General features: G+C 58.2%; 8 protein-coding genes and 4 tRNA genes. 5 read left to right on the top strand and 7 right to left on the bottom strand.

Annotation, left to right across the window (positions count from 1 at the left end):
• Nucleotides 1–105: 105 nt before the first annotated feature.
• Nucleotides 106–624, bottom strand: a complete 519-nt coding sequence (locus tag FHR27_RS04910; RefSeq protein WP_042556650.1) for a sigma-70 family RNA polymerase sigma factor — start codon at nucleotides 622–624, stop codon at nucleotides 106–108.
• 229 nt (nucleotides 625–853) lie between these two features.
• On the opposite strand from FHR27_RS04910, the gene FHR27_RS04905 reads away from it, so the two are divergent.
• Nucleotides 854–3,007 (top strand): condensation domain-containing protein, encoded by a 2,154-nt coding sequence (locus tag FHR27_RS04905; RefSeq protein ID WP_179537971.1) that lies wholly within the window; start codon nucleotides 854–856, stop codon nucleotides 3,005–3,007.
• A gap of 46 nt (nucleotides 3,008–3,053) precedes the next feature.
• Here FHR27_RS04905 and basC read toward each other — a convergent pair whose 3' ends face one another.
• Together basC and FHR27_RS04895 are read right to left on the bottom strand one after the other, a co-directional pair.
• Nucleotides 3,054–4,370: a putative histamine N-monooxygenase gene (basC, locus tag FHR27_RS04900; RefSeq protein WP_306456072.1), complete on the bottom strand. Its 1,317-nt coding sequence runs from the start codon at nucleotides 4,368–4,370 to the stop codon at nucleotides 3,054–3,056.
• A gap of 80 nt (nucleotides 4,371–4,450) precedes the next feature.
• A complete protein-coding gene (locus FHR27_RS04895) occupies nucleotides 4,451–8,782 on the bottom strand; it encodes an amino acid adenylation domain-containing protein (protein WP_257026822.1) in 4,332 nt (1,443 codons plus the stop codon).
• 161 nt (nucleotides 8,783–8,943) lie between these two features.
• On the opposite strand from FHR27_RS04895, the gene FHR27_RS04890 reads away from it, so the two are divergent.
• From FHR27_RS04890 to FHR27_RS04875, 4 genes are all read left to right on the top strand, one after another.
• On the top strand, nucleotides 8,944–10,092 hold the full coding sequence (locus tag FHR27_RS04890) for an isochorismate synthase (RefSeq protein WP_231570246.1): 1,149 nt from the start codon (nucleotides 8,944–8,946) through the stop codon (nucleotides 10,090–10,092).
• A 26-nt stretch (nucleotides 10,093–10,118) separates the two neighbouring features.
• Nucleotides 10,119–11,954 (top strand): (2,3-dihydroxybenzoyl)adenylate synthase, encoded by a 1,836-nt coding sequence (locus FHR27_RS04885; RefSeq protein ID WP_179537968.1) that lies wholly within the window; start codon nucleotides 10,119–10,121, stop codon nucleotides 11,952–11,954.
• A 39-nt stretch (nucleotides 11,955–11,993) separates the two neighbouring features.
• Nucleotides 11,994–13,172, top strand: coding sequence for a histidine decarboxylase (locus FHR27_RS04880; protein ID WP_042556656.1), 1,179 nt, complete (start codon nucleotides 11,994–11,996; stop codon nucleotides 13,170–13,172).
• Between the two features lie 85 nt (nucleotides 13,173–13,257).
• Nucleotides 13,258–13,593, top strand: a complete 336-nt coding sequence (locus FHR27_RS04875) for an isochorismate lyase (RefSeq protein WP_179537967.1) — start codon at nucleotides 13,258–13,260, stop codon at nucleotides 13,591–13,593.
• 868 nt (nucleotides 13,594–14,461) lie between these two features.
• Here the strand turns inward: FHR27_RS04875 and FHR27_RS04870 are convergent.
• The 4 genes from FHR27_RS04870 to FHR27_RS04855 form a co-directional block, all read right to left on the bottom strand.
• Nucleotides 14,462–14,537 (bottom strand) — tRNA-Gly (locus FHR27_RS04870).
• Nucleotides 14,538–14,547: 10 nt separating this feature from the next.
• Nucleotides 14,548–14,623: transfer RNA gene (locus tag FHR27_RS04865), tRNA-Glu, on the bottom strand.
• A gap of 47 nt (nucleotides 14,624–14,670) precedes the next feature.
• A tRNA-Gly gene (locus FHR27_RS04860) sits at nucleotides 14,671–14,746 on the bottom strand.
• A gap of 27 nt (nucleotides 14,747–14,773) precedes the next feature.
• Nucleotides 14,774–14,849: transfer RNA gene (locus FHR27_RS04855), tRNA-Glu, on the bottom strand.
• Nucleotides 14,850–14,864 lie beyond the last annotated feature (15 nt).

Below are 14,864 nucleotides of genomic sequence, written 5' to 3'. Positions count from 1 at the left end.
CGCTCAAGCGCTAGGCGCGCTCCTACTGGGTGTTCCCAACGGCTCAGCAGAGCGCTCAACCCAACCGTCGATCGATTCGCTGTACACCCTCAATGAAACGGCCGCTCACAACCCGGCCGTCGAAACGTAGGGGTAACAAGCCCGAAGGCCGGCAGCGATGTACTTTTCGACGGATGACACCGACACCTTCAATTCAGCGGCGATATCCCGGTGGCACATGCCATGCAGTTTGCACAGGAGTAATGCTTCACGTGCCTTCGAGGGTTTGTCGTGCAGGGCTTGTTCGATCTGGACCAGGGCCTCGGCGGCCAGCGCGCGCGTCTCTTCCGAAGGCACCAGAGACTCCTCCTGCTGCATCAGAGCTTCGAGGTGATTAGCTTCCAGATGGCGACGACGGTACAGGTCAATCACCAGGCCTTTGGCGATCTGGGTCAGGTGGCACCGGGAGTCTTCAACGGAAGGCACCCGGCCCTTCCTGATGAGATTGAGATAGGTGTCATGGGCGAGGTCCGCAGCATCCACCGAATTGCCCAACTTGCGACGCAACAGGCTGCACAACCAGCGATGGTGCTCGATATACAGCCGTTCAAATTGCTGTTTGGACGCGAACGCTCCGTTGTCCACAACACTTCTCCTGACACGATTCTCTTCGAGTTCAGACTTTGACCAATGATAATCTTTATGATTATTATTCTCGATAATACGGTATTCACAAAGTCCCTGCAACGCAGCCTGTTTGCACGTTCTCTGAAGCCCAGGCTCCGGGGCATCACAACAGACCGAGGATGGGTCTGTCGGCACTCGATGCCACCTCTACTTCTTACTGTTCAGTTTGATAAGGCGGGAAAACTCCATGATGGACTTCAACCCAGATACGCTGTCGAAACGCTCTGCCAGCGAATACGAGGAACATGTCTGGCTCCTGCAGCAACAATTTCCCGAGCGCGCGCTCAAGCACCTGAAGGCCTGGGAGATTGACGCCGATATTGATCTTTCACGCCTTGAATCGGCCCTCAGATCGGTAGTCGAGTCGCTGCCCGAGCTGAACGCCCGCTTCCACTTCAACGACGACGGTGAAGTCGAAAAAGTCCAGGCACTTGACTGGCAATCCTGCGTCGAGCGCATTCAACCGACAGGCGACGCCATCCAGCACCTGCTCTCTGAGCAGGCGGCGGCGTGGGATGCGCAGCAGCAGCCCCCTTTCAAGGCGTTGATCGTGCAAACCGAAGAGGCGCCGATCCTCGCATTGGTGCTCCATCAGATTCTCGACCAGACCTGCCACGCGGACGAGCTTTATCGCAGGATCATGGACAACTGCGCCGAGCAGCCGGTCAGCGATATCCCGCCCTCTTGGTTCCAGCGTCACCCGGACAACGACGAAAACGCTAACGCACGCTCCGCCCAAGCGGATAACGGCATAATCGCGGCGATAATCCTCGACGAATTTCGCGAAACGCTGGCAGAACCCGGCATCTGCGCGACCGATGATTTCTTCGACTTTGGCGGTCATTCCCTGCTGGCCACCCGCATAATCGGCAAGCTGTTGAACGGCCATGGCATCGAAGTTCAGTTCAATGACTTTTTCAGCGCGCCCTCAGCAGCAGCCTTAGCATCCCGCGCCCGTATCGTCACCCGAAACGATGCGCCAACGGCTGCCGAAGGCGCGCCGTCAGATATACAAAAAACGCCGTTTGCGCTGGCCCAGGCCTCCCTTGGGCGAGCTTACGCAGCATTCGAATTCGGCACGATTTTCAATCTGCCGTTTGCCATGGAGTTCCTCGACAAGGTCGATGAAACGTTATTCGAGCAAGCCTTTAATGATCTGTTCGAGCGCCACGCGAGCCTGCGCACCACGTTTCATTTCGAACAGGATGAGGCCTATCAGCAAATCGTGCCGGTCGCGCAGTTGCCGCGATACAAATGGTTCTGGTCGAGTAATGAAAGCCAGAATGCAACCCTGCAAAGCGAAGCAGCGCATCAGTTCGACCTGGCCCGCGAACTGCCTCTGAGGGTGCGTTTTATTTACGACGCACGACACCAGCGTCAAACCCTGTCGTTGCTGGTGCAGCACATGGCGATTGATGAATGGTCGCTCAACGTGATGATGGAAGAACTGGCCCAGGCGTACCTTGCCCGTGCCGCCAATAAGACGCCGCAGTGGAAAAGCCCGGCTCCTTCATTCCATGAGTTTGCCGTACGCCAGCAGGCAGCCGGGATCAACCAGCAGCACCTCGATTACTGGACGAGCATGCTGCGCGACGCACCCCGCGGCCTGACGCTCCCCTCCTCAGAGCATCAGCCTGACGTACCAGCCACCCAGGCATCGACGAAAGCCGAGTGGTTCGAGATCAAGCCGAATCAGAGCACTGTCGATCAACTCTACGCTTTCGCCCGTCAAAGCAAGGCCTCACTGTTTGGCGTGATCTACTCTGCGATCGCACTCTCGCTACATAAAGTCGGCGGCTTAAAAGACCTGGTGATCGGCACTTCCGCGTCCGGCCGCACCGACCCTGCGTTTTACGACACGGTGGGCTACTTCACCACGATGGTGGCGCATCGCGTGCAGTTCGATACCCAACAGACCGTTGGCGAAATGATCGAAAACGTCAGCCGTTTGATCAACGACTCCATGGCCTACGCCGATGTACCGATGGAGCAGATTCAAACCGCCCTGGGCATGACACCGACCGACGGCCTGCTGTTCGACGTCTACATTCAGATTCACGCCAATAACGCCTTGAATGGCGCCCTGAGCACACCAGATGCTGAAGTAATCCGTTACCGCCAGATTGACCCGGACAAAAACCAGTCGATGTTCGGTATTCAATTCGAGATCATGGAGAATACGATCGACGGCAAACGCTCACTACGCCTGGTGATCACGTACCGATCTGACCGCTACAGCACCGAGCAGATGAAGCGACTGAGAGTCGCGATAGAGGGGATGCTCGCACTGTTTTCAACCGCCGACGCCGGCCACATCACCGTGGACCATATCCGCGTCTGACCAGTTACAGGGCCTTGCTCGTTGGCAAGACCCTGTGCATCTTCAGCTAATTCTCGTGCATCCCATAACGCTGGAACGACGACCGCCTTGGCAGGCGGTAGTGCTGGCAACCGAGCAATTGATTGGCAATGGTCGCATTGCGAATGGCTGCAATACCAAGGTCGGGCGAGCCTACACCATGCTGGAATATCTCGGCGTTCTGCACAAAAATGCGCCCTGCCCCGGCGTCACAACGACGTGCGGTAAAGTCCTCGTCCACTATACAGTCGCCGTACTCATCGGTTTCCAGCACCGCCCCTTTAAGCCGTTCAAACCACCGTGGCCAGGTATGCCGGTAGCCGGTGGCCACAACAACCGCTTCCGCCTCAAGACTGCTCGTCTGATCCAGTTCGCGATGCCGATAGGCAATTCGAAACGTACCATCGATGTCTTCGACCGTCTCGACCTCACAGTTGGACAGCAACGTCAGGCCTGGATCACTGCCACCGATCGAGCGTTCATAGATCAGGTCGTAAATGTCGGCGATGGTCGAAAAGCTGATGCCCTTGTACAGCAAGTCTTGCTTGGCCACGACTTCACGGCGCCGCTCACGCGGGATACTGTGGAAGTACTCCATGTAGGACGGGGTAAAGCATTCTTGCCCCAATTTCGAATACTCCATCGGATGGAATCCGGGTGAGCGTGTGATCCAGCGAATCGAGGCGCCGGCTGCGATCCGCTCGGGCGTCAAATCGTTGAACAACGCCAGCACACACTCTGCGGCACTTTGGCCGGAGCCAATCACTGTGACACGCCGGCACTCCGCCAATTGCGCCTGGCGTTTGCCGAACTCTGCCGAGTGCATGATCGGCGCATCGCTTTTCACCTGCGCCCACTGCGGCAACAGCGGCGTAGTGCCAACGCCCACCGAAAGGTTACGGCTGGCGTAACGACGCTTGAAGCCCGACACAGACTGACTTTCTATCAGGAATAGACCTGCCCCCGCTTCGTAGCTCACATCACAAATGTTCTCACCGAAATGGCATGACGGCAGCTGTTGCGATGCCCAACGGCAGTAATGATCATACTCGCGGCGCGGCACCTGAAAGTTTTCATAATAATAGAACTGGTATAGCCGATCATGCTGGTGCAGGTAATTCAAATAGCTCAATTCATGGGTCGGGTCCGCCATCGTCACCAGGTCTGCCAAGAACGGCACCTGTAACGTGGTACCCGGCAACAGCAGCCCTTCATGCCAGCGGAATTCGGCTTTCCGATCGAGGAAAATGCTGGTGGTGCCAGGGTGCTTGGACAATAAAGCCGCCAGCCCAAGGTTAAAGGGCCCGATACCGACACCGGCGACATCTACAATGGGTAAATCCATCATCCAATCCATCCCCCTGGATACTGCTGTGTGGTTAGGCGCCGGCGCCGCAAAAGGCACTGCGCTTGATTCATGTGCGCTCATGCAGGTTGTGCGGCGAGCAGTGCTTCAACGTCCTGGGCGTTACGGCAACGCAGCAATTGCCCAGGTGAAAGCTGCACGGAAAGCTCTTCGCGCAACCGCGTAGCGATGGACTTCAGATGCTGAGGCCGCAAGCCCAGGCTGATGAAGTCGACCGAGGCATTTGCACCGTCTTCCGGCGGCCGCCCCAAGACGCTTAGATAGATCGCCAACACCTTGCTGCTTTGCACCGAATCCGCGGCAGCCTCGTCAGTGGGCGCCATCAGCAAGCTGCGGGCCCGATGGCGGTCAGGCTTGCCGTTCTGCGACAGCGGCAGCGCCTCGACCTGCATGAATCGCGTGGGCACGTGAGACTGCGGCAACTGCTCGCGCGCGAATTGGCGCAGTTGGGCGGCGCTCAGCGGCGCGCCTTCTTCGGCGACGACGTACAAGGCACCAATGCCCACATCGCCTTGGCAATGCTCGTCATAATCCACCACCAGTACGTGCTTGACCGAAGGCTGCTTGATCAGCTCGATCTCGATGTCGGGCAGCGATACGCGCACACCGCGCACCTTCACATAGCCATTGATCCGGCTGGCGAACATCAACGTGCCGTCGCGGCGATAGCGCCCGCAGTCACCGGAACGAAACGCGCGTACAGCCTCGCCCTGTTCATCGATGACGGTGATGAACTCACTCTGCGTCAGCTCACCGCCTTCCAGATACCCAAGCGCAAGATTGACGCCCGCGGTATGAATCCGGCCGACAACGCCTGCCGGGCAGTGCGCACCCTGGGCGTCGAGTACCAGATAACCATTACCTGGCAGAGGCCGACCATAGGGTATCTGCGCCTGGTCATCGGCACTGATGTCGTGCCAGATACTCCAGATAGTCGTCTCGGTCGGTCCGCCGAGGGAGATCAGGCGTGAAGCCGGCAGCAACTCGCGCAACTCTGCGATAACACCAGGCTTGATGTAGTCGCCGCCTTGGGCGATCACGCGCAGGCTGTTCAAACTCCATGCGCCACGGCAGGCAAGGAGCATTTCAAGAATGGCCGGTACGGAACACCACAGCGTTACCCCGTGCCTGGCAATCAGCTGATTCCAGCGCAGCGCATCCTTTTCCTCGCCGAGTCCGGGCAGCACCAGAGTCGCCCCAGCGGTCAGGCTGCCGAAGACATCGAACACCGACATATCGTGGTGTAGCGGAGTGACCGACATGAACACATCGTCGGCGCCCACTCCCCAGTGCGACAATGTGCTGCCGATGACATTGGCCGTGGCGCGGTTGCACAGCACCACGCATTTGGGCTTGCCGGTGGTGCCCGAGGTATAGAGGTAATACGCTGGCGCGTCGCTCAATGACAGATCATTCAGCGCGGCTGGCAAGGCAGCGGGCTCTGCCAACAGTGCTTCGGGCGTCGCTACCGGATGCTCTGCCGTTTCGCCAACACTTATGACCACCAGATCGGGCCGGCAGTTTTCCAGCAGATAATGCCGGCGCTCAGCCGGTGCCGACGCGTCGATGGGCACCCAGATCACGCCCGTCAACGCACAGGCGAGCGTCACCATGGTGTGCTCCGGGCTGCGTGACAGGCAGATAGCGGCCACATGCCCCTGGCCAAGGCCGCGCGCCTTCAACCCTGCAATGACTCGCGAGACGCCCTCGCCCAGCTCGGCGTAGCTGATGTGCCGTTCGCCGCTGATAATGGCGATACGCTGGTTGGCGGGATTAAAAAGGTGTGTGGCGATCCGAGCCAGGAACCTGTCCTGGCGCGCGTCAGTGACCGGGCTGTTGAGTCGGTAGTGATGCTTGTCGATGATCGCGGCGCAATCAAAGGCAAAAACGCCGCTCGCTGCAATTTGACTGACGGCCTGTTCAAGGGTGTCGAGAATATCGCTGACAATGGCGCAGTGAAGGGCCTCGCGCGCGTAGTCGATATCCAACATCAACGCGCCATCAGCATTGGCCCAAAAGCGAATGTCCATGGCGACCTGGGGTGTTTGGGTCAACCCGCCCTGCAGGCGCACGGGGCTGTCCGCAGCTATAACCGGCCAGGAAAAGCCGTTGGTTATCACCACCGGAAGCACAGGCCCTGGACCGTGGGATTCGAACAGCAGCCGGGCAAGGTCCACTCCCGAAAAAGCCAGGTGCTGAAGCCCTTCCAACACATCGACTTGCAGCCTCGCCGCACGCTCGGTAAAGCTGCCTTGGGCCTCGCCTCCATTGATTGCGATAAAGCTCGAACGGTTGGCGAAAGCGCCAGCAGTTGGCGGTGCCACGGGCACAGCCACGCACAACCCACCCTCGTCGAGCCAATGGGAAAGCACTTCGAGTACCAGCGCCATCAAAGCCGAGTTCTTGAACAGGCGCTGCCGGGCGCCCAGCTTACAGAACACGTCGAATACCTCTTTGGGCACCTGCCGACTCTGGCGTGAATAGCGCGCAGCCCCCACCTGGTCCAATGGCACACGCCACGGCAAGCGTGGCGCGCCACTCACCGCCGCAAGCTTGGCTTTCCAATAGAGCGCATCGACCTTGCGTTGATCGGTCAGATCCAGTGGTTCGGGCGCATCCTCGGCGACGGGTTGCTCGCTGATCACACCGTCGAACAACTCCACCAGCAACGCTGCGATGGAGCGACCGTCGAGGATCAGTGCATCCAGGCGCACAAAGACGGTTAACAGGTCATCGGACAGTTGGAAAATGGTGACATCCCAAGGTGAACGATCCAACTCGAAAATACCGTGCGCATAAGCCTCACGACATGCATCGATATGCGCCTGCGCTGCGTCGCGCGACAGCGCTGTGAGGTCGATGGTTTGCAGGTTTACCTGGACCTCATCACTGACATAGGACAAAAGCTTGTGCGCATCGATTCGCGTGCGCAGGCTGGCATGGCGCTCGACCATCGCGACCAGACGATTACGCAGCACGGCCACCTCTATGCGTCCGTGATACTCACGAAACTCCTGCATGGCTACACCTCCCAGCGGCACTTGCGTGCCACGGCCAAGCAGGTAGGCCTGTTGCAAGGCGGACAGCGGGGTTTCGATGGCGCTGGAGCGCGGCTGCAGTGGCTGATCGAGCGCGCCAGAACTGGCCACCACTTCACGAGTGACCGCCACGAAACGCTCGAAAAAAGCCGACACCCACGCCAGCGGCAGCGCATCGAGACGGATATCCCAGTTAATCAGTATGCCGTCGTCGACGCAGACAATCTGAGCATCGAGCGCCACCTGGGGACCTTGGGAAATAGCCCAGTTCATCGGGCCGAAAACACGCCGTACACGCGCCGAAAACAAGTCGCCACCCGGCATGTCCAGCGCGGCGGTGAATACCACGGGAGCCAGTTGCGGCGAACCATGATGGCGGGAAAGATCGCGCATCACATTCACGCCGCTATAGGCGCTGTGCTCAAGCAGCCCCAGCATTTTTCTCGCCAACTGATCGCACAGCGCGCCCAGCGTGCCGGCCGATTCGATGTCCACGTCAAGAATCAATACGTTGGCAAAGTCGCCCACTATCCTCTCGACCTCGTCCACCAATGGCTGGCGCCAAAACGTGGGGACATTGAGCCGGAAGGTCTTGTCGCCGGTTTGAGTCCCAAGTACCGCTGCGAACAACCCCATCATCAAGGTCGAGAGGGTCATTCGACGTTCACGCGCCACGCGTTGCAGCGCCTGGCGTTCTTGCGGGCCCAGCCAAGCGTTCAGTCGCTCGCTCCGCGCAGGTCCGGGCGGGGTCTCGATAAACGGCAATGTCGGTGCAGGGGCGACACTGGCCAAGCGCTCACGCCACCAGACACGGTCACGATCATGAACGGCTTTGAGTGCGGCGTCGGCGCGTGCCTTGTCGTACCAATCGAAAAATGACGGCGTGTGCGGCGCCTCGTTATCGGGCCGCTCGTAAAAACGTGCGAGATCTTCCATCAGCGTGCGGAAGCTTGATGGGTCGACAGCAATCATGTCTGTGTCGACATGCAGGCGAAACGCATCGCCCGCCAAGAGACTCACGCCGAATCGGGCGCCGGGCTCCTGGCCAAGATCGAGTTGTTGATGCGTCCACGTCTCACGTTTGGCGAGCAGATGATGCGCTGCCTCCTGCTCGGTCATGGCGCACAAGTCTTCGACTTCCAACTGAGGCGCCAGGCCCATTCCAGAGATGGTTTGCAGCCCCTGTGAATTTATCCGAACCCGCAGCATGGGATGCAGCAGACCTACTCGCTCGAGGGCTTCGCGTAACCGGCCCAGCTCAATGAAATGGCCATCGAACTCGGCATAAAGATGAGCCGAAACTCTCCCTAAAGACGCATGAGCAGTACGCCCGACCCAACAGGCGGCTTGCATTGGAGTTAACTCTCTCATGGCTCACCCATGTGATTGACAAATCTAAATGATTGGCGTCACCTATATAAGAATGATAATGATTATATTTCAAGTATAAATTTTTCTACCAAAAGCCATGGAGGCTTTCGCAAATGAGAGCGGGCACCCTAAGGACGAATGACATGAACCAGGAGCAGCTGCTTGTTGACGCAAGAGACAGTTTTTCCTTCACCTCAGGTGATCGTGAGCTCGCTGTCACCGGGATGCTGCAAAGGATCGAAACGCCAGCTATTGGCGGCGAAAACGCTGACAGTGCGTTCCAAAAGACCATTGCACATGCACTCGATCAAGCGCGCGAAGCTGGCCAGCTCAACCCGATCATCGTCGGCGCCATTCCTTTCGACCCCGCCGAAGCGTCCTGCCTCTACATCCCCGAACATGCGCAATGGCAAACCCGAAATACCGCCTTATCTACGGATGTCACGCCCCTGCCAAAATTGCTAGACCAAAAAAGCATCCCGGACGAACAGGGCTTCAAACATGCGGTGGAGCACGCCATCGTCAACTTCCACCACAGCGATGTGCGCAAGGCAGTGCTTTCGGTACAACGTGAATTGTTGTTCGCCAAGGATGTCGATGTGAGCGCCATGCAGGACAACCTGCGGGCGCAGAATCAAAGCGGCTATCACTTCCGCGTGCCCATGCCGGACGGTGAGACGCTGATTGGTGTCAGCCCCGAGCTGCTGGTACACAAAGATGGCCTGAGTTTCGTGTCGAACCCCTTGGCAGGTTCGATCAAACGCATGGCCGACCCGCACGAAGATCGTCGCAATGCCGATTGGTTGGCCGCATCGGAAAAGGATCACTACGAGCATCGCCTCGTAATCGAAGACATCGCCAGCCAGCTGGCGGAACTGTGTACGCAACTGAACGCGCCCCAGTGCCCGAGCCTCATCAGCACGCCCGCACTCTGGCACCTCTCGACACGAATCGATGCCACATTGGCAGACCCCACTGTGTCGGCATTGCAGCTGGCTTGCCGCCTGCACCCTACCCCAGCCGTCTGTGGCTTCCCCACAGAACGCGCGCGGCGCCTGATCCGTTTCGTCGAGCCCCTCGAGCGTGGCCTGTTCACCGGCATGGTGGGCTGGTGCGACGCGCAGGGGAACGGCGAATGGGTGGTGACCATCCGTTGCGGCACCGTCAAACGCAATAGGGTCCGCCTGTTCGCCGGAGCAGGCATCGTCGAAGCCTCCAACCCCGACTCCGAGTGGACCGAAGTCCAGACCAAGCTCGGCACCATGCTACGTGCATGTGGTTTGTCTCGTTAAACACCTCTTTTTCAGCAGTGACTCCCATGACTATAGAATTCACTCACTGGCCCCTCGACAGAGCGCAAAGCTATCGGGAAAAAGGCTACTGGATCGACCAGCCACTCACCCAGTTGCTCCACACAGGCAGCCAATCGCATCCTCAATCGTCAGCGGTCATTTGTGGCGAGCGGCGTTTCAGCTATGGAGAACTCGACCAGCTGTCTTCCAATCTGGCCTCGCGCCTGGCGGCCAGCGGGCTTGGCACAGGCGACACCGCTCTGGTGCAGTTGCCCAACATCGCCGAGTTCTACATTGTGCTGTTTGCGTTGTTCAAGGTCGGGGTCGCACCGCTAAATGCGCTCTACAGCCATAGAAAGCTTGAACTCAAAAGCTATGCCAAGCAGATCACGCCCAAGCTGCTGATTGCGTCCCGCGAGCACGAAGTGTTTCACGACGACGGCTATCTCGACGACCTCAAGGAAACAGGAGCAAGCCCACAGGTCACTCTGTTGTTGGGCGAGTTGCGCGATGAAAACAACCTCATGGCCTGGATAGAAACCCCGGCCGACACCCAGGCAGCGTTTTCACCCAGCGCGCCGGATGAAGTCGCGCTGTTCCAACTCTCGGGCGGCAGTACGGGTACACCCAAACTCATTCCGCGAACCCACAACGACTATCACTACAACGCACGCGCCAGCGCCGATATCTGCGGCCTCACAGCGCAAACACGCTTTTTGTGCGCCCTGCCCGCAGCGCACAACTTCCTGCTCAGCTCGCCGGGTGCGCTGGGCGTGCTATATGCCGGCGGCACCATCATCATGGCGCCGAACCCTGAACCTCAGACCTGTTTCTCGATGATCCAACGTCATGAGGTCAATACCGTCGCCCTGGTGCCCAGTGCAGTCGCGCTATGGTTACAAGCCGCCCCCAACTGCCGCGATCAATTGCAGTCGCTGGAGTTTCTCCAGGTCGGCGGCGCGGTCTTCGCCGACTCGTTGGCCCGTCAGGTCCCATCGCTCCTCGGCTGCAAACTGCAGCAGGTGTTCGGCATGGCGGAGGGCCTGATCAACTACACCCGTCTCGGCGACACCGCCGAACAGATATTCACCACCCAGGGCCGCCCGATCAGTCCGGGTGACGAAATCAAAATCGTCGACGAACATGGTAACCCGGTGGCTAACGGCGAACCCGGCTTGCTGGCTACACGTGGCCCCTACACATTCTGCGGATACTACAAAAGCCCCGAGCAGAACGCGCAGGCCTTCGATGCAGAGGGGTATTACTATTCCGGTGACCTGGTGCAGATGACACCAACTGGCGACCTGCGCGTCGTCGGCAGGGTCAAGGACCAGATCAATCGAGGTGGCGAGAAGGTCGCGTCGGAAGAAATCGAAAACCTCATCGTTCTACACCCGGACGTGACCCACGCCGGTCTGGTGGCAATGCCCGACGACAGACTGGGAGAAAAGAGCTGCGCCTTCGTCGTCTCGCAAAACCTCAAACTTACCCCTCCAGCCTTGCGAAGGCACCTGATGGAGCTCGGCATCGCCGAGTACAAATTGCCCGACCGCATCCGGCTTATCGAAACCATGCCGCTCACCGCCGTGGGCAAGATCGACAAAAAACAGCTGCGCAGGCTGTTGGCAGCTGAAACCACCCGCACCTGGCTGCAAACCCGTGTGCTGCAGCTGATTGAAGAGGGAGAAGAGCTGGACCCCGAGGAAAACCTGATTTTCTACGGACTCGACTCGCTGCAAGTGATGAAGCTCGCCGCAGAGCTCAAGGAACGAGGCATCGCCGTGAGTTTCGAGGAACTGGCCAACTCACCAACGCTCGCCAGTTGGTGGACGCTGGTAGACGCGCGACAAAAACTGGTCTGACCGGGCCGCGTCACCAAGTCGATTTAAAAGGAGTTAGACATGACTTTATCCTCGGCAGACCAAAGCCGACTTGAACGCTTCTGGCAGCATTGCGTGACCAACCAGTACTTCAATATCGGCTACCCCGAATCAGCCGATTTTGACTACTCTCAGATACACCGTTTCCTTCAGTTCTCGATCAATAACTGCGGGGACTGGAACGAGTACAGCAACTACTTGTTGAACTCGTTCGACTTTGAAAAAGACGTCATGACGTATTTCGCCGAGCTGTTCGATATTGCACGCGAAAATAGCTGGGGCTACGTCACCAATGGCGGTACTGAAGGCAATATGTTCGGCTGCTACCTGGCACGCGAACTGTTCCCGGACGGCACGCTGTATTACTCCAAAGACACCCATTACTCGGTGGCAAAAATCGTCAAGTTGCTGCGCATCAAATGCCGCGCAGTCGAATCGCAGCCCAATGGTGAAATCGACTATGACGACTTGATGGTCAAGATCGTCGCTGACCAGGAGCGTCACCCGATCATCTTCGCCAACATCGGCACTACGATGCGTGGAGCCGTTGACAACATCGCCACCATCCAGCAACACCTGCAACTGGCCGGCATTGCCCGCCGCGACTATTACCTACATGCGGACGCAGCGCTGAGCGGGATGATCCTGCCTTTCGTGGACCACCCGCAGCCCTTCTCCTTCGCCGATGGCATAGATTCGATCTGCGTCTCCGGGCACAAAATCATTGGCTCACCGATTCCTTGCGGGATCGTCGTGGCCAAGCGTAAGAACGTTGAGCGTATCTCCGTGGAGGTCGACTACATCCTGGCACATGACAAAACCATCAGTGGTTCGCGCAACGGTCATACGCCACTGATGATGTGGGCTGCGCTGCGCAGCCACTCGTTTGCCGACTGGCGCCGGCGGATCCACCACTGCCTGGAACAGGCACAGTACGCAGTGGACCGGTTTCAGGCTGCGAGCATCGATGCCTGGCGCAACGAGAACTCCATTACCGTGGTGTTCCCGTGCCCGTCAGAGAGGCTAGCGAAAAAGTATTGCCTGGCAACATCCGGAGACTTCGCGCACCTGATCACAACGCCACACCATCATGACAGCGTGATGATCGACGCCCTGATCGACGAGATCATCACCGAATTCCAAACAGATACCTGGCGATACCGGGGCGTAAATACCCGAAACGCAGAGAACAGGCGCTGACTTTCGAGCGACCCAACGGTCATCTGCCCGCACCTTGACGTTATCTGCAGCAGGGCACTAACCATCACCTTTAGAGACAAGCACCATGTCGCAACTTAAAACACCTGACGCCTGTGAAAGTCTGAATGACATCAGGGCCGGCATCGATTTTTTTGACCAGCAGATTCTTCAAGCCCTGAAGCAGCGCCTAGGCTACGTGAAGGCCGCCATCGAGTTCAAAGCTAATGAACAAGCCATTCCGGCGCCCGAGAGAGTCGTTACGATGCTTGAAGACCGCCGCCAATGGGCGGCTGCTGCAGAGTTTGATGTGGCTTTTGCCGAGAAGCTCTTCGAGCAAATCATCCACTGGAACATCCAGCAGCAGATTTTGCACTGGCGGGAAACCCACTCCACCCCGACAGGCCTGACGTCTAGTCGCTGAAACAGAGGCCACCAAGGATCGGCAATCTCCACTCCACAGCATTAAAAAAGATAGTCAAAGCCAATACGGTCGGCGATTGGCCCTGCGTGAACTTCACGCGTCGTTGCGGGTACATACCAAGTTGTCCGCCGGCAATGCCGAATTTCGGCGCCAGACTGCGCCGATCAGCCTCCCAGTGACCTCAGGTCTCGGACTCATGGAAGCCAGGGATGATCGCCTGCTCGCTCCGGCCCAGCCCGACCAGAGCCTCATTGATTGCATCGGTCACAGACATAGTGCTGGGGCCAGTCTTGCGTGTCGCGCAGTTGGCGATCCCAGAACCAAGTCGACGTTGCGCCCGGCAACACACTTTGAATACGCACGGCCTAATCGCTGAGATCACCTAGCAGTATGCGGCCGAAGTTGAGCACATCAGGGTCTCGACGCGCCGTAGACACCGTTTAGCATTTCTCCGGAGCCCCCACCACCGAGGCAATGTTTGCATGGGGTCATATCGACCAGTACTTACCCACCACCCCGAAAAGTAAGCCACTCACGATGCGGATCATGACCGTACGACTTCCTGGGAGAGGCGATCGATTTCGCCAAGGGTGCAGTCCTTGCCGGTTGCTTGCCCTGACCCGGCGAACGGCCATGTCCGATAGCGCCATGTTCCAGCGCCTAACCTGAGGAGTCTGGGGTAGGCCCTAGAACCGCCACCCCAGCAAGAATGCGGAACCTCAAACTCCGTTTTTTATAGACTGAGAAATGGACTGAAAAGCCCGCAAGGCAGGTAGATTCCAGCGGCCGTATCTGGAACGAAAAAAGGACCCGAAGGTCCTTTTTTCAATGACTTACAGACTCAAACGGACACCTGCATGTCATAAATTGGAGCGGGAAACGAGACTCGAACTCGCGACCCCGACCTTGGCAAGGTCGTGCTCTACCAACTGAGCTATTCCCGCATTTACAAATTGGCGTCCCCTAGGGGACTCGAACCCCTGTTACCGCCGTGAAAGGGCGGTGTCCTAGGCCACTAGACGAAGGGGACCTGGAACTTTTTTTCAACGATCCAGCCGCCAAGCTGAATCCAGAATCTGGAGCGGGAAACGAGACTCGAACTCGCGACCCCGACCTTGGCAAGGTCGTGCTCTACCAACTGAGCTATTCCCGCATTTGTTGCTTCCACTTCTTTTCGAAGTGGCGTCCCCTAGGGGACTCGAACCCCTGTTACCGCCGTGAAAGGGCGGTGTCCTAGGCCACTAGACGAAGGGGACGTTGCCCGGAATTTC

Source organism: Pseudomonas flavescens, from assembly GCF_013408425.1.
Taxonomy (GTDB): Bacteria; Pseudomonadota; Gammaproteobacteria; order Pseudomonadales; family Pseudomonadaceae; genus Aquipseudomonas; species Aquipseudomonas fulva_A.
This window is presented reverse-complemented; position numbering and strand designations above follow the sequence as displayed.

Bases quoted from the DNA above. Each gene is read 5' to 3' on its own strand.
- basC (WP_306456072.1), bottom strand. From the start codon at position 4,370: ATGGATTTACCCATTGTAGATGTCGCCGGTGTCGGTATCGGGCCCTTT.
- FHR27_RS04880 (WP_042556656.1), top strand. From the start codon at position 11,994: ATGACTTTATCCTCGGCAGACCAAAGCCGACTTGAACGCTTCTGGCAG.
- FHR27_RS04890 (WP_231570246.1), top strand. From the start codon at position 8,944: ATGAACCAGGAGCAGCTGCTTGTTGACGCAAGAGACAGTTTTTCCTTC.
- FHR27_RS04885 (WP_179537968.1), top strand. From the start codon at position 10,119: ATGACTATAGAATTCACTCACTGGCCCCTCGACAGAGCGCAAAGCTAT.
- FHR27_RS04905 (WP_179537971.1), top strand. From the start codon at position 854: ATGATGGACTTCAACCCAGATACGCTGTCGAAACGCTCTGCCAGCGAA.
- FHR27_RS04895 (WP_257026822.1), bottom strand. From the start codon at position 8,782: ATGCAAGCCGCCTGTTGGGTCGGGCGTACTGCTCATGCGTCTTTAGGG.
- FHR27_RS04875 (WP_179537967.1), top strand. From the start codon at position 13,258: ATGTCGCAACTTAAAACACCTGACGCCTGTGAAAGTCTGAATGACATC.